This window comes from Nocardia violaceofusca NBRC 14427 (genome assembly GCF_963869435.1).
Classification (GTDB): domain Bacteria; phylum Actinomycetota; class Actinomycetes; order Mycobacteriales; family Mycobacteriaceae; genus Nocardia; species Nocardia aobensis.
Window position 1 is genome coordinate 273,017 of the sequence record NZ_CAWMPM010000013.1, and the last position, 17,960, is coordinate 290,976.

Sequence of the window (17,960 nt, forward strand, 5' to 3'; positions counted from 1 at the left end):
GAGTGCTGAGAATACCCGGGCTCCACCGACCGTAGGGGCCTCCACCGCCGCCACGTCGACAGGAGATCGCGATGGGTTTTCCGGAGCAGCAACAACAGGTCCCCGGGGTGCAGCAGCGGATGACCCCGCAACCGGACTGCGGGGAGGACAGCTATCGGGGGTCGGGCAAACTCACCGGGAAGGCGGCGGTGATCACCGGCGCCGACAGCGGAATCGGGCGCGCCGTGGCCATCGCCTTCGCCCGTGAGGGCGCCGACGTGCTGATCTCCTACCTCGACGAACACGAGGACGCGCAACAGGTCGTCGCGCTGGTGGAGCAGGCCGGCCGCAAGGCGGTCGCGGTGCCGGGCGACCTGTCCGATCCCGAACACTGCAAGGTCGTCATCGACCGCGCCGCAACGGAATTCGGCAAGATCGATGTGCTGGTCAGCAACGCCGCGTATCAGATGACGCACGAAAGCCTCGATGAGATCTCCGGCGACGAATGGGATTACACGTTCAAGCTCAACGTCGGTGCGCTGTTCCATCTGGTGAAGGCGGCCGTCCCGCATATGCCGGCGGGCGGCTCGGTCATCGGCAGCTCCTCGGTGAACTCGGATATGCCCTCACCGACGCTGGCGCCCTACGCGGCCACCAAGGCCGCCATCGCCAACTTCTGCGCCAGCCTCGCACAGCTGCTGGGGGAGAAGGGGATTCGCGTCAACAGCGTCGCGCCGGGCCCGATCTGGACGCCGCTGATCCCGTCCACCATGCCGGTGGAGAAGGTCCGCAACTTCGGCGACGACGTCCCGCTCGGGCGGGCCGGACAGCCCGCCGAGCTGGCCGCCTCCTACGTGCTGCTGGCCTCCGACGACGGCAGCTACATCTCCGGTGCGCGGCTCGCCGTCACCGGTGGCCGGCCGATTCTCTGATCGGCCCGTCAATCGGTCCGCCCGTGGCCGGTGCCGGGTGGAGCGGACTCCGGCCGTCCCGGCTGCGGCGATCCCTCGAACAGGATGGGACGGTCGCCGGCCGGACCGAGGAACAGCCCGAGCAGCAACATCGCCGCGCCGAGGCCCAGATGCAGCCAGTTGTCCGCGGTGTTGACCGGAATGACGTTCGCGGTCGACTCCTTGTCCACGACCAGGCCGTACACCCAGAGCGCGAGGTAGACGACGCCGCCGGCGATGAGATAGGTCCGCGCGGTCATCGTCGTGCGGCCCATCGCCAGGCCCGCGACGCCGAACACCAGATGCACGATGTTGTGCAGCGCCGAGACCTGGAACACGCCGAACAACTCGGCGCCGGAATGATGCCCGGTCCAGGTGAGCATGTCGTAGTTCGTGGTCACGCCCGGGATGAACCCGAGCACCCCGACCACCAGGAACGCCGCCCCGACCGCATAGGCCGCGGCCTGCACCGGGGAAACCCGCGCCCGATGCCGAGATACAGATGCGGTGGCCATCGCTGCTCCCTTCGAATGCCGAAGATTCGCCCGTGACTTCGACGGTAGCCGCACCGGACCGCCGCGAACAGCGCGAACCCGTTACAACCCGGTCGGCGCGGGTATCGCGCACACAGACCGGGCTGTCGCCAGGACCGGATCCGCGCCATCCGCCACCCTTCGTCTCCGAGGTGACCATGCATATCCGATCCGGTGCCCACACGGCCGGGGCGAGCGAACACGACCGCATCGCACACCCGTGGGGGACGCGCACTCCGTACGGGCCCGGGCAACCGTGGCCGGAACGCGTGGATATGTTCCTGGCCGAAGGTGTGCGCGAGGACATGGTGGAACGCTGGGTGCCGACCGCCTCGGTGCTGCATTCCAATGGCGACGCGATGGATATCGCCGTGCACGAGGGCCGCATCGTGGGGGTCCGCGGCCGCGCCGGGGACCGGGTCAATCGCGGGCGGCTGGGCCCGAAGGACCTGTTCGGCTGGCAGGCCAACAATTCTCCCGACCGGCTGACGGCCCCGCTCGTGCGCCGCCGCGGCAAACTGGTCGAAACCGATTGGGACACAGCCATGTCGATGGTGGCCGAGCGAACCCGGGAGCTGCTGGGCGAGCGCGGGCCGGGATCGATCGGCTTCTACACCACCGGCCAACTCTTCCTGGAGGAGTATTACGCGCTCACCGTCCTGGCTCGCGGCGGCATCGGCACCGATCATCTCGACGGCAACACCCGGCTGTGCACCGCCACCGCCGGTGAGGCGCTGAAGGAGTCGTTCGGCTCCGACGGGCAGCCCGGCAGCTACTCCGACGTCGACCACGCCGACGTGATCGCGCTCTACGGCCACAACGTCGCCGAAACCCGGACCGTGCTGTGGTCGCGCATGCTCGATCGCCTGCGCGGCCCGAATCCGCCCGTCCTCGTCTGCGTCGACCCCCGCACCACGCAGGTCGCGCGCGCAGCCACCATCCATCTGGCGCCGCGCCCGGGCACCAACGTGATGGTGATGAACGCGTTGTTGCACGGGCTGATCCGCAACGACTGGATCGATTGCGACTACATCGACGCGCACACCGTCGGCTTCGACGAATTGCGTCAACAGGTCGCCGGCTGCACGCCCGACCGCGCGGCGGAGATCTGCGGCGTGCCGGCGGCCGATCTGCGGGCCGCGGCGAGGATGATCGGCACCGGCGAGCGGGTGCTGTCGACGGTGCTGCAGGGCTTCTACCAGTCCCACCAGGCCACCGCGGCGGCGGTGCAGGTCAACAACATTCATCTGATTCGCGGCATGCTGGGCAGGCCCGGCTGCGGGGTCCTGCAGATGAACGGCCAGCCCACCGCGCAGAACACCCGCGAATGCGGCGCCAACGGCGATCTGCCGGGATTCCGCAACTGGGCCAACGATTCTCACGTCGAGGAACTGGCGCGGCTGTGGAATATCGACCCGCAACGCATACCGCACTTCAGCGCGCCGACGCATCTGATGCAGATCCTGCGCTTCGTCGAGGACGGCTCGATCCGCTTCCTGTACGTCAACGGCACCAATCCGGCGGTGTCGCTGCCCGAACTCGCGCGCGTGCGTGCCCTGCTGTCGCAGCGGCGGCTGTTTCTCGTCGTACAGGACATCTTCCTGTCCGAGACGGCGCACTTGGCGGATGTGGTGCTGCCCGCGGCGACCTGGGGCGAGAAGACCGGCACCTTCACCAACGCCGACCGCACCGTGCACCTGTCGGAGAAGGCGGTCGAGCCCCCCCGCGCTGCCCGGCCGGATCTGGACATCTTCCTCGACTACGCCCGCCGCCTGGATCTGCGCGACGCCGACGGCGCACCGCTGCTGCCGTGGCGGACGCCGGAAGAGGTGTTCGAGCAGTGGAAGCGGTGCAGTGCGGGACGCCTGTGCGACTACTCGGCCATGAGCTACGCGAAACTCCGCGCGCGGGGAGGTATCCAGTGGCCGTGCACCGAGGAGTATCCGGAGGGCACCGAGCGCTTGTACGTCGACGCGAAATTCCGTGCGGCGCCGCAGGATTGCGAAACCTACGGTCGCGAGCTGATCACCGGAGCGCCGTTGGAGCCGACCGAATATCGCGCGCTGAACCCCGAGGGCCGCGCGGTCATCAAGGCGGCGGAGTATCTTCCGCGGCACGAGTCGCCGAGTGCGGACTATCCGTATGCGCTGATCACCGGTCGCACGCTCTACCATTTCCACACCCGCACCAAAACCGGCCGGGCCCCGCAACTGCGGGCCGCCGCGCCGGAGGTGTGGGTGGAGATGGCCGCCCAGGACGCCCGGCGCGAGGGGGGGACGACGGCGACCTGGTCCGCGTGCGCACCACGCGCGGGCAGGTGACGGCCCGGCTGCGCACCGGCGACATCCGTCCCGGCGTGGTGTTCCTCCCGTTCCACTACGGCTACTGGGACACCGCGGTCGGCGATCGCCCCGCCGGGAAGGACGGCACCGCCGCCAACGAGCTCACGCCCACCGAATGGGATCCGGTGTCCAAACAACCGCTGTTCAAATCGGGCGCGGCAGCGATGGAACTCGTGCGCTCCGGCCGGCGATCGGAACGAACCACCACACCGGCGGTCGAACCGGAGCGGAGCGCGCGATGAACGACCTGGACGCCATGCTCGCCGAAATACACCGCAGCGAAACCCATCTCGGCAAACTGCTGATCCGCACCGCCGATCGTCACCGCACCGACCACGAGGTCCACCACGTGTGCCGGGATCTGCTGTTCTGGACCGACGAGCATCGCCGCAAACTGGCCCACACCGGAGAACGGCGCGGCCTGCGCCTGGACGCGTCGCCGTTGTCGGTCGCCGGACCGGTGGAATCGGCGCGCCGGGCGCTCGGCACTCTGGTCGGCCGGCGGCACGCGCCCGCGCTGTTGTTGCTGCGCGATCTGCGCACGCTCCACAGCCACGCCGCGGTGGTGTCGGTGAACTGGGAAATCCTGGCCCAGGCGGCGCAGGCGGCGAGAGACAGCGAACTGCTGGATCTGGCCTCCGACTGCCATCCGGAGACGTTGCGACAGATGCGCTGGGCCGATGCCGAGATCAAGGAGCCGCTCCCCAGGCTGTCGCGACGCCGTGAATACCGCTGCCGACGGCGGGTATGCGCCCGCTATGACTGCCTCGATAGAGCAGTTGCTGCACACGCTCACCAAGGTGGTGAACGCGCTGCTGGCCCATGAGATCGACTTCGCGGTCGGTGGCGGCTGCGCGGTGTACGCGCGCGGGGGTCCCGCGAGCGATCACGATGTCGACATCTACGTCAAACCGGCCGACGCCTTCCGTGCCCGCGACATCCTGACCGCGTCCGGGCTGCACGCCGTCGACCCGCCCGAGGACTGGCTGACCAAGGTGTACGACGGAGATACGCTGGTGGACTTGATCTTCCGGCCCAACTACCGCAACGTCGACGACGATCTGCTGGGCCGCGCGACCTGGATGCGGATAGGCCCGGCGGCGGCTCCGGTGCTCAGCGGCACCGATCTGATGGTGGACAAATTGATGGTCCTCGACCCGCACCGGCTCGATTTCACCCGGCTGCTGGCGGTCGCCCGGGATCTGCGGGAACAGGTCGACTGGCGGCGCGCCCGGGACGAAACCGCGGTCTCGCCGTACGCACGGGCGTTTCTGGCGCTGGTCGAGGATCTCGGAATCGGAGGTGAGGTCATGGCTCAGGACTCGGGCGACGAGGTGTTGCCGCAATATCTGGTCGCGAATCTGCGGCGGGCGTTCGCGGAGGACCCGCGCACCGCCGAACTCGGCGTGCAAGTGACCATCCGCGGCGCCGTGGTGGTGCTGTGCGGGGAGGTCGGCAGTGAACAGCAGCGCAGCGACCTGGAGGACATCGTGCGCGAGCACGCGCCGAAACTGCGCATTCACAACGATATTCGGGTGTCCTCCACGCACTCGCCCATCGTCGATCACGAACGGCTCAGCTGATGACGGGCCCGGAACGGACGACAGACGGGGTGGTGCGCATCGCGGCGGTGGCCGATATCCACCTCGGCGCGGAGTCACAGGGAACGCTGCGCCCGGCATGGGAGCGACTGCCCGAGGAGGCCGACGTGCTGCTGGTCGGTGGCGATCTCACCCGGCACGGCACCCTCGACGAGGCGCGGGTGGTCGCCGCCGAACTGGAGGACCCCGGCGTGCCGGTGATCGCGGTGCTCGGCAACCACGACCACCATTCCGATCTGCAGGACGACATCACGGCCCTGCTGTGCGATCACGGGATCCGGGTGCTGGAAGGAAGCTCCACCACGGTGACCGTCGGTCCGTATTCGCTGGGCGTGGCGGGGACGAAGGGCTTCGGCGGTGGCTTCGCCGGCAAGTGCGCGAGCGTGTTCGGTGAGCGCATCATGCGCGACTTCGCCTCGTACACCGTCGATCTCGCCGACGCGCTGCATGTCGCACTGTGCGGGCTGGACACCGATGTGAAGGTCGCGCTCACGCACTATTCCCCCTGCGGGGACACCCTGCACGGCGAGCCGCCCGAGATCTATCCGTTCCTGGGCTCGTACCTGCTCGGCGAGGCGATCGACACCTGCGGAGGCGCCGATCTGGCGATCCACGGGCACGCGCACGCCGGATACGAGCGCGGCACCACACCCGGCGGGGTCCGGGTGCGCAATGTGGCCCAGCCGGTGATCCGCGCGGCCTATACGGTCTACGATCTCTCGGTGCCGGAGCGGGCGGACGGTTCCGGTGTGCCGAGCGAGTCGCACGAGGCCGCGCGGACCCCGGCCTGACAACGAATTGCCGGAATATCCGGCCGAGGAAGTGCCGCCGAAGTTCTGGTAATTCCCGCCGGGCTGCGGAATCATTTGTGGAGAATACCCGAGGACGGGTGCGGGAAGGATTGTTCCGAGCCGTCGTGACGCGAAATTGCGCGGCCGCCCGGTCCGGGGAGACGTCGGCGCCTCGCTCGGTCAGGTGCTGCGACGGGCCCCGGGGTGCGACAGGAACGATCGGTGCCGCAGGAGGATTCGCGGTGTCGATGAGCTCGGCGGACGGTACCTGATGAAGATCGCCGAGCGGCCCGGCGTACGCACAGAATCGCGTACATTCAACCGTGCAAATGTGCTTGCATCCGTAAATGCTTTCGCACACCACGTGACAATGCGTGCGGTTGCGCATTGTTGTTGTTCTGGCTAATGTGTCCGCATCCCGATGGCGTACATGTGACGTTTCCTTCGCAGGCGATGCGTTGCTGCCTGTGTCCACATGTGATCGGGTGCGAGCGTGTACTGCGGGGAGGAATGCGGTAGATATCGGACAAGGGGGAACAAAGATTGGTATTCGATGACAATAAATTCTGCATCGGTGAATATTCGAGGATATCGGGGCCGGGATATCGCGACCGGTGCCGGTAGGCCCGCGCTGTTGTTCAGCGCGGTCACGACCGCCATGCGGATGCGCCCGTACGCGACGGTGTCGAGCATGCACGACAGCCGGACCTTCGGTGACCTGCTCGCCGAGGTCTCCGACAAGGCCGCGCGATTCGATACGGTGTTGCGCCGTCCGCGTGCGAGAGTCCTTGTGGCGCTCGGCAATTCCCCCGGATACATCTCGACGATGCTGTCGTTGCTCGCCCGCGGCGACATCCCCGTCCTGGCCAATCCGGCACTGCCGCTCACCGCGATGCGGGAGCTGATCGAGGAGTGCGGCATCGACGCCGTCGTCGCCTCCGGGCAGGCCGGTGGAATCCGGCTCGACGAACGATCCTGGGCGCAGCGTACCGATTTCGACGGCGACCGCCCGGCCCTGCACCGCGACACCGAACTGTGCCGCGTCGCCTCGGCGCCGTCGCGGCGACTGGTCTGTCTCGAGTACTCCGCGACCGCGGTGCTCAACGCGGCCACCGCGTGGGTGGGGGCGAGCAAACTGCGCGAATCCGATCGGACGCTGTGTTTCGCAGGTCTGTTCGGGCGCTTCGGATTCCACACCGCCACCGTCGCCAATCTCGTCGCCGGCGCCGATCTGGTGCTGCCGGCCGGAACCCACGCGCCGGGCAATATCCATCGCCACCTCGCCGCGGAGTCTCCGACCGTGCTGGTGGCCGAACCGGCCGTCTATCAGGCGATGGTGCAGGGCACCCGGGAGGACCTGTCGGTCGACGTCGCGGCGGCGCTGCGCCGGATCCGGCTGCGGCTGTCGCCGCATTCGGTCGCCTCCTCGGTGGCGGCACGGGTGCGGGCCGTGTCGGGCCCGATCACCATCTGCTACGGCCTCGACGAAACCGGCCCGGTCGCCTACGGTTTCGACGCCGCCGACGGTGCGCCCGGTGTCCACCTGCTGTCCGGAGTCCGTATGGAGAACCGCTCCACCGACGGCGAGCAGTACGCGCGCGTGCACACCAAATCGCTGGCGACGACCTACCTCAACGACCCGCTCGAATTCGAACGCTCCCTCACCGGCGACGGCAGCTATCTGAGCCGCAGCCTGGCCGGTCTGCCCGCATCGGTCGTCGACGCCGGCTGACCGCGGCGGGGCAGTCCGGTGGCCGCCGCACCTCGGCGTTTCATCCGCGGTGGGTGATGCCGCCGTGGCGCAGGCGATACACAGTCGATGCGCCGGCGCTCGACGCCTCGTGAGCGCCGGGCCCGATCGGCCTGTGAGGAGCCACGGTGGCGAATCGACGATCTGAGCGGATGCGTGGTCGTGCCGCCGCGGCATGGCGTTACGTCCGCACGGCGCCGTGGACGTTCTCGTGGTTGGCGGTGCTCCTGGTGACCACGATCGTGCAGCATGCGGTGCCGCTGGACGACCTGAAGATCATTCTGGGCGAGCGCTCGACGAATCTGTCGAATCTGAAGAGCGATCCGCTCCACGTCCTGGTGACGAGCCTGCTGTGGGTCGCCGGCTACTTCTGGCTGCCGTATCTGGTGCTGTACTGCGTATTCCACGCGCCCGCCGAACGGTGGCTGGGCGCCCTGCGCTGGGCGATCGTCGGATTGCTCGCCCACGTGGGCGCCACCTACATCAGCGAGGGCCTGCTGGGCTGGGCGATCCGGCACGGATACGCCGATCCCGCTCTCGTCGACGTGCGCGATATCGGTGTCAGCTACTTCCTCGCCGGCATCATCGGCGTGCTGACCTATCACATCGCGTATCCGTGGCGGTGGGTGTATGTCGTGGCGGCCACGGCCTGTTTCGCCGCGCCGCCGCTGATCCACCTGACCTTCACGGGAGTCGGCCACTTCTCGGCCTTCCTGATCGGCCTGGCGTGCTACCCGCTCACCCGGACCCGGACCGCGCCGACGTGGAATCCGGCGCGGGCGTGGCGGGACCGCCACCGTCGCGCGCGCGCAGTCTAGTTCATCGGTGCGCCCCTGGAAAGCGAAGTGGCGCTGAGTGTTTGCGGCGTGCTAAGAGAGTGGACGTGTTGTGGTCTGCGCGTGTTCATCTCCACCCTCGTGTGTCGGTACCGGCGCCCCTTCGCGGGAACCGGCGTTTCGCGTGGTGACCGGAGGTATCGCGCGCGCCCGGATCGTCGCGCCGCCGCGGCCCGCAGCGGCGCGTTCGGCGTCGGGTCGGCCGGCGTCGGGCCGGGCCGAGACCGCGTCGAAGAGGACCGTCTACCGCGGTGACCTGGACGGCTTGCGCGGTGTGGCGATCGTGCTGGTGGTGGTGTTCCACATCTGGTTCGGCCGGGTCTCGGGCGGCGTGGACGTCTTCCTGGTGCTCTCGGGATTCTTCTTCACCGGACTGCTGGTGCGCCGCGCGGAGCGGGGAGCCGTCGGCATCGGATTCACACTGCGCCGCACCGGGCGGCGGCTGCTGCCGGCGATGGTCGTCGTCCTGGCCGCCGTCGTGGCCGCGACGATCTCCACGCGGCCCTATACGCAATGGTCGGATCTGGCGGGGCAAACCCTGGCGTCGCTGTTCTACTACCAGAACTGGCGACTCGCGACGAGCTGGTCGGACTACCTGGCCGCGGATCCGTCGGTGAGTCCGCTGCAACATCTGTGGTCGATGGCCGTGCAGGGACAGTTCTATCTGCTCGCCCTCGTCGTGGTGGCTGCGGTCGCCGCCGTGCTGCACCGTATCGACCGCATCGCGCTGCTGCGTCCTGTTCTGGCCGTTCTGATCGCACCGGCAGCCGTCGTGTCGCTGCTGTACGCGGCCCACGGGGCGGCAACGCATCAGGGCTGGAACTACTACGACAGCGGCGCGCGGCTGTGGGAGTTGCTCGCGGGGGCGGCGCTGGCGCTGGCCGGACCGGCCCTGCTGCTGCCGCGGATGCTGCGGGCGGTCACCGCGCTCGCCGGTCTGGCGGGCGTGCTGTTGTGCGGCTGGCTGATCGTCGACGGCGCCAACCGCTATCCCGGCCCCGCGGCGCTGGTCCCGGTGCTCGCCGCGGTGGCGGTGATCGCCTCCGGAAACAACGTCGCCGCGGGGGACATGCCGTGGCCCACTCGGATTCTCTCCTCGCGGCCGGCGCAGTGGCTCGGCGAGATCGCCTATCCGCTCTATCTGTGGCACTGGCCGATTCTCATCTTCTACCTCGCCGAATCGGGTCGCCCGCACGCCGGGCTGCGCGACGGCGCGCTGGTCGTCGCGGCGTCGCTGCTGCTGGCATGGGCGACGCACCTGCTCGTCGAACAGCCGTTGCGACTGGGGGCGCGCAGTACGCCGTTGAGTTCGTCGCCCCTGTATCGGCGCGGCGCCGGCACGCTGGTGTGCGCGGTGGCCGTTACCGTGGTCGCGGCCACGGGGGCATGGCAGTTCGGTGTGGTGCGCATGCATCCGGCGCCACCGACGCGGCCGCTGGATCGGGTGCTGTATCCGGGTGCGGAGGCGCTGGCGGCGGGGGCGCCGACCCCGCAGGCGCCGATGCGGCCCACGGTCTTGCAGGCTCCCGGCGAACTACCGCCGCCGACGCTCGACGGCTGTATCGCCGACTGGGACACCCGCGCGGTGGTCACCTGCACCTACGGCGATGCGAGCGCCACCCGCACCCTGGCGGTGGTGGGCAGTTCCCATGCCGAACACTGGGTTCCGGCGCTCCAGGAGCTCGCCGCACAGCATTCCTTCCGCATCCAGGTGTATCTGAAGATGGGCTGCCCGCTCACCCTGGCCGACGACGCCACCTACAAGGGGGAACCGATTCCCGACTGCCGGGACTGGTCGCGCGCGGTCCTGGACCGCCTGGCCGTCGACCGTCCGGACTGGGTGTTCACCACCGGCAGCCGGCCCCGCACCGGAACCGGCGACGAGACACCGCCCGAATATGTGGACGTGTGGTCGGCCCTGGCCGAACGCGGGCTCGACACCGTCACCATCCGCGACTCACCGTGGTTGCGCCACAACGAGATCCGTTACGCGGCGGCCGACTGCCTGGCCGGCGGCGGCGACCCGGTCAGCTGCGGTATGCGCCGCAGCGATGCGCTCGATCCGGTCGATCCGCAGCTCGAACCGGCCTCGCGCTACCCGAACATCTTCCCGATCGACCTGAGCGATGCGTTCTGCGATGCGTCGGTGTGCCCGGTGGTCGCCGGCAACATCCTGATCTACCACGACGAACACCATCTGACCTCGAGCTATTCGCGCTCGCTGTCTGGGGCTCTCGGCCGGGAGTTGGGACCGCTGCTGCACTGGTGGTAGTGCCGCGCGTCACGTGGGGCGACACCGCGGCTCGATAGCCAGTACCGTATTCCACGAGTGGCTCGAGCAGGAGGTGCCCGCACGTGGTGGGCGTTGAACAGGGTGGGGCGCGCCGGTGGGTGATGGCCGGGGTACTCGCGGTCGTCGTCGCGGCGATCGGCTTCGGTTCCGTGGAACCCGCGGCGCCGGATGGGCATGCCGGTCCGGCGGTGCCGGGCCTGAGCATCCAACCGGCCGAAGCCGGTGTGCCGATCCGGATCGCGTACGGCCGTGAAGCCGATACCTTCGGTGACCTCTATCTGCCCGCCGGTGGGCCGCTGTCCGGATCGTCCGGCCGGTGTCCGGTGGTGGTGCTGATTCACGGCGGCGGCTGGGCGCAGTACCGCGATCTGACCCAGTTCTCCGCGCAGGCCCGGCAGCTCGCCGAATCCGGTGTGGCGGTGTGGAATGTCGAGTATCGGCGGGTCAACGGCGCCGGCGGCTGGCCGGTGACGCTGACCGATGTCGACGACGCCGTCGCAGCCTTGGGCACGGTCGTCCAGCAGCGCGCCGGGGGCCGGCTCGATCTGGACAACGTCCATCTCGCCGGCCATTCGGCGGGCGGACAGCTGGCGGCATGGGTCGCGGGCCGCCGGACCGACGGCGAGGCCGCATCGCGCGGGTTGCGCATCCGCAGTGTGACGCTGATGGCCGCGGTACTGGATCTGGACTACGCGGTGGCGCACGGCAACGACGGATTCGTGCGCAAACTGCTGGGCGGTCTGCCCGACGAGGTACCCGACCGGTACCGGTATGCCTCACCGATCGTCAATCTTCCCCGGGGCGTGCACGTCACGGCCGTGCACGGCGACGCGGACCGGGTGGTGTCGGTCGAACAGAGCCGCCGCTACGCCGAGGCCGCCCGCCGCGCCGGCGACCCCACCGACCTGCACATCCTGCCCGGTGTCGGGCACGCCGAATTCACCGATCCGGGCTCCGCGGCATGGTCGGTGGCGCGGGTGGCGATTCTCGCGAGCGTCGCGGAATCGGCCTAGCCGGACACCGTCCCTGCCGCGCCCGGCCGCGACCGATAGTGTGGATTCGTGACGATGGCGGACAGACAGTACGGCGGCCGTGCGGTGACCGAACGCCGGGCCGAACGCCGTCAGCGTTTCATCGTCGCGGCGACGAAGGTGTTCGCCGAGCGCGGCTACGCGAACTGCTCGCTGGCCGATGTGTGCGCCGCGGCCGGACTGTCGAAGCGGCAGTTCTACGAGGAGTTCCAGACCCGCGAGGATGTGCTGATCGCCGCCTACGACCGGGTCCAGGACGAGGCCGCCGCAGCGGTCGTGCGGACTCTGGGCACGCTCTCACCGGCCGATCCGGCGCAGGCGATGGCGGTGGTGCTGTCGGCTTACCTCGACTCGATCACCTCCGATCCATACCGGGCCAAGCTGGCGTTCATCGAGGTGGTCGGCGCGAGCGACCGGATGGAGCAGCATCGCCGTGAACGCCGGCACGGCTGGGTCACCCTGCTGGAGATGGTGGTCGTGCCGATCGCGGGCCAGGGCGCGCGTCTGCGCGGCAGCGCCGCACTGTCGGCGAGTGTGCTGATCGGCGCGGTCAACGGTCTCGCCCACGAATGGTTGCTGATGCAGCCTCGTCCCGACGTGAGTGAGCTGACCGATCTCCTCATCCCCGTCGCGCTGTCGTTGATCGAGACCTGATCCGGTCGGTCAGCGACCGACTTCACGCGGTGCGCCGCACGGATTCCGTGGTTCACCCTACTGTTTACTGCATGGTTGCCAAGCGCTCGGAGATTCGTGTGGACAGCGAATTCGCGCGGTTGCGGACGATGGTGGTCGCGCGGTCGGAATTCCGTGGCCCGGCCGATCGGGCGGCGCTCGGTCACAGCCCGCCGGTGGAACCGCAGGCCGCCGAGATCATCGATGCGCTGTGGGGCAGGCGATTCGACGAGGTCTATCCGCAGCATCAGGCGGCCTGGGAGGCCGAACGCGACAATCTCGCCGCACTGCTGGAGTCGCACGGTGTCGAGGTGCTGCGCCCGCGACTGCTCACCGAGGCCGAGAAGCAGGCCCAGGCGCGGACGGGATATGCCAACTTCTTCGTGCGCGACCCGTGGTTCACCGTCGGTGCGAACGTGATCGAGGGTTCGCTGCAGTTCCCGCACCGTCGCCTCGAGGTCCTGACCAGCCGGCCGGTGCTGTGCGAGCGGGTGCTGGAGTCCGCGGCGGCCTACGTCTCGATCCCGATTCCCGAGGTGGCGCCGGCCGGTCAGGCCGGTCCGGGCCCGTACCTCGAGGGTGGTGACGTGGTGGTCCTGGGCCGTACCGTCCTCGTCGGCGTATCGGGTATGGCCACCGATGCCGCAGGGATCCGCTGGCTGGCGAAATACCTTGCGCCGCACGGTTTCACGGTAGTGCCGGTGCGCCTGCCGCCGCACGTGCTGCATCTGGACTGCGCGCTGGGGCTGGTCCGCGAGGGCCTGCTCGTCGCCTGCCCGGACCGGCTCCCGGACGGACTACCCGAACCGCTGCGGGGCTGGGAGTGTGTCGAGGTCGACGAGGACGAGGCGGCGCAGATGGCGACCAACGGCCTGCCCATCGACGCAGACACCTACGTCACCGATCCGGCGTTCGAGCGGGTCGGCGTGCAACTCGAACAGCGCGGCCTCACGGTGGAATATCTGGATTTCGGTGTATCACGCTTGTTCGGCGGTGCCTTCCGGTGCAGTACTCAGCCACTGTCGCGCGTCGACTGATCGGCGCCTATCGCGCGGGATCGAGCGAGTCCAGTTCGGCGCGCAGCTGGTCGACCTCCGCCGCGACCTCATCGCGAAGTTCTTCGCGCTCGGCCAGGCTCAGCCGCAGACTCTCGATCGTCTCGTTCATCGCCGCGAGTCGCCGGTCCGCGCCCTCGAGATGCCATTCGAGCACCGAACGCCGGTCGACGTCGGTACTGGCCGAACCCACCCACTCGACCAGATAGTCCAGCCACTGTGGTTGTTTCGGCATCGGCTCGTCGTCGTCCCAGCCGCGGCGCAGTGCTGGCTTGGGGGAGAGGACGCGCTCACTGTCGCCACCGTCCGGGGTGGGGGCGTGCAGCTGGATCAGGCTCAGCTTGCCCGCGCTGGTCACCACCGCGGTCACCCGATATCGCCCGGCGAGATGCATTCTGAGTTCGGCGGTGCCGCGCCCGTCGGCGTCCATCGCGCCCAGCCACGGGCCGTGCGCCGCGCTGAGAATCGATTCGAGGATGCCGAGCTGGCCGACGCCGCGTCGCAGGCGGGTCGCTCGCTTGCGCAGCTCCTCGGTCGTGGCGGTCATCTGATCCCAGTGCATACCCACGAACATAGTGGTCCCGCCGCGCCGGTTCCCCACCTCCGGTGAAGTGGGGAACCGTCCCGATCACTGCGCGGGCGTCGCGGCCTGCGCACTTCCGCTCGACAGTGCCTTCACCAGATCGGTGATGCCGGACGCGGAGCCGGTGCCCGTGGGGTCCGGCTCGCCCGGCGCCACCACCGGTGTCGCGGAGACGGCGTCGTCCGCCGCCGCGATGCCCGCACCACCGCACAACGCGGCCGCCGCGGCGGCACCGATCAGGGTCAGAGTTCCGAGTTTCTTCATTCGGATGAAGTCCTATTCCGTGGATGTCGTTGTGAATGCGGCTGCCGCATCGTCCAATTCACTACATCCGGACGAATCGGACCAGCCCCGAGTATCCGGGGCAGCAGTGCCGGGGGCGGCCGCCGTCGGTGCGCCGCAGGCTCCGGCCGATGCCCGGTGCTCAGCGGCCGGTGCCGTGCAATGCCGTGGCGGTGCGGGAATTCGGCGTCGACGCCGGATCCGGATAGGTGCCGAGCAGCCGGTCGGCGGTGCCGGAGCTGGTGACGGTGAACCAGTAGTGCTCGTTCTTGAAGTGATGCAGCCGGTGGTTGCGCCGGACCGCGGTGTAGAGGCGGGTGCGCGGCTGATAGTCGGTGTGGATCAGATAGTGGGTCCACTCGTAGGCCAGACCCAGCACGCCGACCACGGTCAGGAAGGTCGCTCCCAGTCCGATGCGCGGAAACGCCAGCACCGCAACGAGAACGAGAGCCGGGAAGAGCCAGAGGAAGGTCTGCCACGGGATGAAGATCAGGTCCACCCGGCGCGGATCGGCATGGTGTTCGCGATGTTTACGCGCGAGCAGTGAATCGAGGGTGAGCCTGCCGATCCGGCGGGGACGCCAATGCAGGATGCACACGTGGATCATCCACTCCGTCACCGGGAAGAACGCCAGCATCACCCCGGCGACCAGGGCGTCGGTGAGCTGCCAGTCGCCCACCGCGATCCGGGCGGCGAGCGCGCCCGCCAGCAGCGTGGCGATGATCCACGGCGAGGGGCGGCGCACGAAGACGCCGAAGGCGTCGGGCAGCGTCGTGGTCCGGCGGGGGGAGCGGGTCTCAGCGGTCATCGTCCGCACCTTCCATCGTGCGTATCACGGTGTCGAATTGTGTTGCGGCGACGCGCAACAGCGTGTCCGCGGCGGTGCGGGCAGCGGCGGGGTCGCCGCCGGCGACGGCCGCGGTGAGCCGGCGGTAGTGGTCGATACTGCCGACCTCGGGGGCCATTACACCCGCCAGCGCGACAATCGCGGGCTCGTAGACCTCACGCAGCGTGTTGAACAACAGCCGGAACACGATCGATCCGGTGCCGTCGACGATGTGGTCCCAGAATTTCAGCGCCTCGAGTTGCTGTGCGACCGGCTCCTGCTGTGCGGCAAGCGATTCCAGGCAGTCGCCGAGTTCGGCGTGCAGTTGCGCGCCGCCGTGCTCGGCGGCCAGGGCGGCGACCTCCCGGCCCAGGACCAGCCGCGCCTGCAGGATGCTCGCGACCACGGTGTGGTCGAACTCGCCGTTGCGCACGATGAGCCGGGGCAGCAGATCCAAACCGGCCGCACGACGGAAGTCGCGCACCGTGGTCGCCCCGCCCTGGCGCACGTCGATGAGCCCGGTGTGCGCCAGCTTGCGCAGTGCCTCGCGCACAGTCGGCCGCGACACTCCGAGTGCCTCGGCGAGCTGCCGTTCGGCCGGAAGGGTGGCGCCCGCGGGAAGTTCTCCGTCGAGGACCTCGGTCACGAGCTGGTCGAATACCGCGTCGGGGACCGTCTGCCGGTCGATCCGCTGAAAGGCCATGATCGGTACGGTAATCCCGCCATGGTCAGAGGTCAAGTGGTCAGACCAGTTCACTCGGTTTATTCCGGGGGATCCCCGCCTTCCGGCTACGATCGAGCTGTTCCGTCAGGTGCAGTGCTCCCGAGTTTCGCCCGGTGGCGGCTGTCGGGCCGGACCGGCTTTCGTACCCCGCCCAGTCGATCGAGGAGGATGTCCGTGACCGCCGATGAATCCGTGACCGAGAAGTCCGTACCCGCCGGGCAGCCGGAGACCGTGAAGGGGCCGATCGTTGTCGCCGTGGACGGCTCGCCGACCTCGCTGCAGGCGGTGGCATGGGCGGCCCGCGACGCGGCACTGAGCGGAGCACCGCTGCAGATCGTGCATTCGATCGCGATTCCGGCGAGTTTCGGTCCCGGCCTGGCCGCCGGTACGGCACAGCCGGATTGGTTGCGCACCGACGGTGAGCAGATCCTCACGCGCGCGACGGAGGTGGCTCGAGACATCGGCGGGCCGGATATCGATATCGACGCCGAACTGGGACTGGAACTGATCATCGGCGACATGCTGGTGCGATCGGAGACCGCCGGCGCACTGGTCGCGGGCAGTCGCGGGCGCGGTGCGTTGCAGCGCGGGCTGCTGGGGTCGGTCAGCTCGGCGCTGGTCCATCATGCGAAATGTCCGGTGGTGATCGTCAAATCCCATTCGGCCACCGACCCGGTCGCGGCGCGGCGTCCGGTGCTGGTGGGTGTCGACGGCACCGAGAACAGCGATCCCGCCGTCGACGCGGCCTTCGCCGAGGCGCACCGGCGTGGTGTGGAGCTGGTGGCGCTGCATTCGTGGAGCGACACCACCGGTCTCGACATCTCGATGTTCGGCTGGGATACGATCGTCCGCGCCGAACACGCCATGCTCGCCGAGCGGCTCGCGCCGTGGCGCGAACGGTATCCCGAACTGCCGGTCACTCTGCAGGTGGTGCGCGACAATCCCGCGAAATCGCTACTGGAGCAATCGGATTCGGCGCAACTGGTGGTCGTGGGCAGCCGCGGCCGGGGCGGATTCGCCGGAATGCTGCTCGGCTCGACCAGTGTGGCGCTGATCGGTTCGGTCGAATGTCCCATCATGGTGGTGCGCCGCTGACGGCGCACCACGACGCCCCGACCACGAGGAGATGTCATGTGCGTCCCGACCACCTGTACGACCTGCGGCAAGACCACCTGGTCCGGCTGCGGCGCCCACATCGACGAGGTGCGCGCGACGGTTCCGGCCGACCGGTGGTGTGGCGGGCACACCGACCCGGCGCCGGCGAAGCGCTGGTGGCAGCGCGGCTGACTCAGTCCTCGGCGACGATCACGTGGACGTCGATGTTGCCACGCGTCGCATTCGAGTACGGGCACACCTGGTGTGCCTTGTCGGCCAGCGCCTGAGCCTCGTCGCGAGACAGGTGCGGCAGTGACACCTCCAGGGTCACCTCGAGACCGAAGCCGCCCGCGTCGTTCGGGCCGATGCCGACCTTCGCGCCGACCGCGGAATCGCTGACGTCGACCTTCTCCTGCTTGCCTACGAGACGCAGCGCGGAGTGGAAGCATGCGGCATACCCGGCGGCGAACAACTGCTCCGGGTTGGTGCCCGCACCGCTGCCGCCCATTTCCGGCGGCGTCGCGAGGTCGACGTCGATCTTGCCGTCGGTGGTGCGGGCGTGGCCGTTGCGGCCGTCTCCGGTGGCCAGTGCCTCGGCGGTGTAGAGGATTGCCATA

At 69.0% G+C, this 17,960-nt stretch carries 18 protein-coding genes and 1 pseudogene; 13 read left to right on the top strand and 6 right to left on the bottom strand.

Annotated elements, in window-relative coordinates:
- Positions 1–71: 71 nt before the first annotated feature.
- Positions 72–911 carry an SDR family oxidoreductase gene (locus AC5592_RS13185; protein ID WP_036501191.1) on the top strand — a complete coding sequence of 280 codons (840 nt, stop codon included), beginning with the start codon at positions 72–74 and terminating at the stop codon, positions 909–911.
- A gap of 8 nt (positions 912–919) precedes the next feature.
- Here AC5592_RS13185 and AC5592_RS13190 read toward each other — a convergent pair whose 3' ends face one another.
- On the bottom strand, positions 920–1,444 hold the full coding sequence (locus AC5592_RS13190; protein ID WP_063064332.1) for a DUF4383 domain-containing protein: 525 nt from the start codon (positions 1,442–1,444) through the stop codon (positions 920–922).
- 176 nt (positions 1,445–1,620) lie between these two features.
- Here AC5592_RS13190 and AC5592_RS13195 point away from each other — a divergent pair.
- From AC5592_RS13195 to AC5592_RS13240, 10 genes and pseudogenes are all read left to right on the top strand, one after another.
- A pseudogene (locus tag AC5592_RS13195) lies at positions 1,621–4,046 on the top strand (molybdopterin oxidoreductase family protein).
- Entirely contained in the window at positions 4,043–4,630 is a 588-nt protein-coding gene (locus AC5592_RS13200) for a hypothetical protein (protein ID WP_063820367.1), read from the top strand. Before AC5592_RS13195 ends, AC5592_RS13200 begins: the two are co-directional and overlap by 4 nt.
- Positions 4,563–5,387, top strand: a complete 825-nt coding sequence (locus tag AC5592_RS13205; RefSeq protein WP_036501189.1) for a BON domain-containing protein — start codon at positions 4,563–4,565, stop codon at positions 5,385–5,387. Before AC5592_RS13200 ends, AC5592_RS13205 begins: the two co-directional genes overlap by 68 nt.
- A 29-nt stretch (positions 5,388–5,416) precedes the next feature.
- Positions 5,417–6,196, top strand: coding sequence for a metallophosphoesterase family protein (locus AC5592_RS13210; protein WP_063064397.1), 780 nt, complete (start codon positions 5,417–5,419; stop codon positions 6,194–6,196).
- Positions 6,197–6,770: 574 nt separating this feature from the next.
- Positions 6,771–7,928 carry an AMP-binding protein gene (locus AC5592_RS13215; RefSeq protein WP_036505417.1) on the top strand — a complete coding sequence of 386 codons (1,158 nt, stop codon included), beginning with the start codon at positions 6,771–6,773 and terminating at the stop codon, positions 7,926–7,928.
- 170 nt (positions 7,929–8,098) lie between these two features.
- Positions 8,099–8,764, top strand: coding sequence for a rhomboid-like protein (locus tag AC5592_RS13220; RefSeq protein ID WP_063064333.1), 666 nt, complete (start codon positions 8,099–8,101; stop codon positions 8,762–8,764).
- Between the two features lie 145 nt (positions 8,765–8,909).
- A complete protein-coding gene (locus AC5592_RS13225) occupies positions 8,910–11,054 on the top strand; it encodes an acyltransferase family protein (RefSeq protein ID WP_371507205.1) in 2,145 nt (714 codons plus the stop codon).
- A gap of 83 nt (positions 11,055–11,137) precedes the next feature.
- Complete coding sequence (locus AC5592_RS13230; protein ID WP_232329335.1) at positions 11,138–12,088, top strand: alpha/beta hydrolase family protein; 951 nt, start codon at positions 11,138–11,140, stop codon at positions 12,086–12,088.
- Between the two features lie 54 nt (positions 12,089–12,142).
- Positions 12,143–12,760: a TetR/AcrR family transcriptional regulator gene (locus AC5592_RS13235; protein ID WP_083871248.1), complete on the top strand. Its 618-nt coding sequence runs from the start codon at positions 12,143–12,145 to the stop codon at positions 12,758–12,760.
- A gap of 71 nt (positions 12,761–12,831) precedes the next feature.
- Entirely contained in the window at positions 12,832–13,815 is a 984-nt protein-coding gene (locus AC5592_RS13240) for a dimethylarginine dimethylaminohydrolase family protein (protein ID WP_063064334.1), read from the top strand.
- A gap of 7 nt (positions 13,816–13,822) precedes the next feature.
- Here the strand turns inward: AC5592_RS13240 and AC5592_RS13245 are convergent, their stop codons facing one another.
- The 4 genes from AC5592_RS13245 to AC5592_RS13260 all read right to left on the bottom strand — a co-directional run bounded on the left by AC5592_RS13245 (position 13,823) and on the right by AC5592_RS13260 (position 16,227).
- Positions 13,823–14,395, bottom strand: coding sequence for a hypothetical protein (locus tag AC5592_RS13245; protein ID WP_146161136.1), 573 nt, complete (start codon positions 14,393–14,395; stop codon positions 13,823–13,825).
- Between the two features lie 66 nt (positions 14,396–14,461).
- The gene (locus tag AC5592_RS13250) at positions 14,462–14,680 is read right to left on the bottom strand and encodes a hypothetical protein (protein ID WP_036505405.1); all 219 of its coding nucleotides are present in this window, start codon (positions 14,678–14,680) and stop codon (positions 14,462–14,464) included.
- Positions 14,681–14,840: 160 nt separating this feature from the next.
- Entirely contained in the window at positions 14,841–15,506 is a 666-nt protein-coding gene (locus tag AC5592_RS13255) for a sterol desaturase family protein (RefSeq protein ID WP_063064335.1), read from the bottom strand.
- A complete protein-coding gene (locus AC5592_RS13260) occupies positions 15,496–16,227 on the bottom strand; it encodes a FadR/GntR family transcriptional regulator (protein WP_036504192.1) in 732 nt (243 codons plus the stop codon). Before AC5592_RS13260 ends, AC5592_RS13255 begins: the two co-directional genes overlap by 11 nt.
- A gap of 195 nt (positions 16,228–16,422) precedes the next feature.
- Between AC5592_RS13260 and AC5592_RS13265 the strand changes: the two genes are divergently transcribed.
- Together AC5592_RS13265 and AC5592_RS13270 are read left to right on the top strand one after the other, a co-directional pair.
- The gene (locus AC5592_RS13265; RefSeq protein WP_232329336.1) at positions 16,423–17,343 is read left to right on the top strand and encodes a universal stress protein; all 921 of its coding nucleotides are present in this window, start codon (positions 16,423–16,425) and stop codon (positions 17,341–17,343) included.
- Between the two features lie 36 nt (positions 17,344–17,379).
- Positions 17,380–17,535: a DUF8730 family Cys-rich protein gene (locus AC5592_RS13270; protein ID WP_167331982.1), complete on the top strand. Its 156-nt coding sequence runs from the start codon at positions 17,380–17,382 to the stop codon at positions 17,533–17,535.
- A gap of 1 nt (position 17,536) precedes the next feature.
- Here AC5592_RS13270 and AC5592_RS13275 read toward each other — a convergent pair whose 3' ends face one another.
- Positions 17,537–17,959, bottom strand: coding sequence for an organic hydroperoxide resistance protein (locus AC5592_RS13275; protein ID WP_036504197.1), 423 nt, complete (start codon positions 17,957–17,959; stop codon positions 17,537–17,539).
- Between the last annotated feature and the right edge of the window lies 1 nt (position 17,960).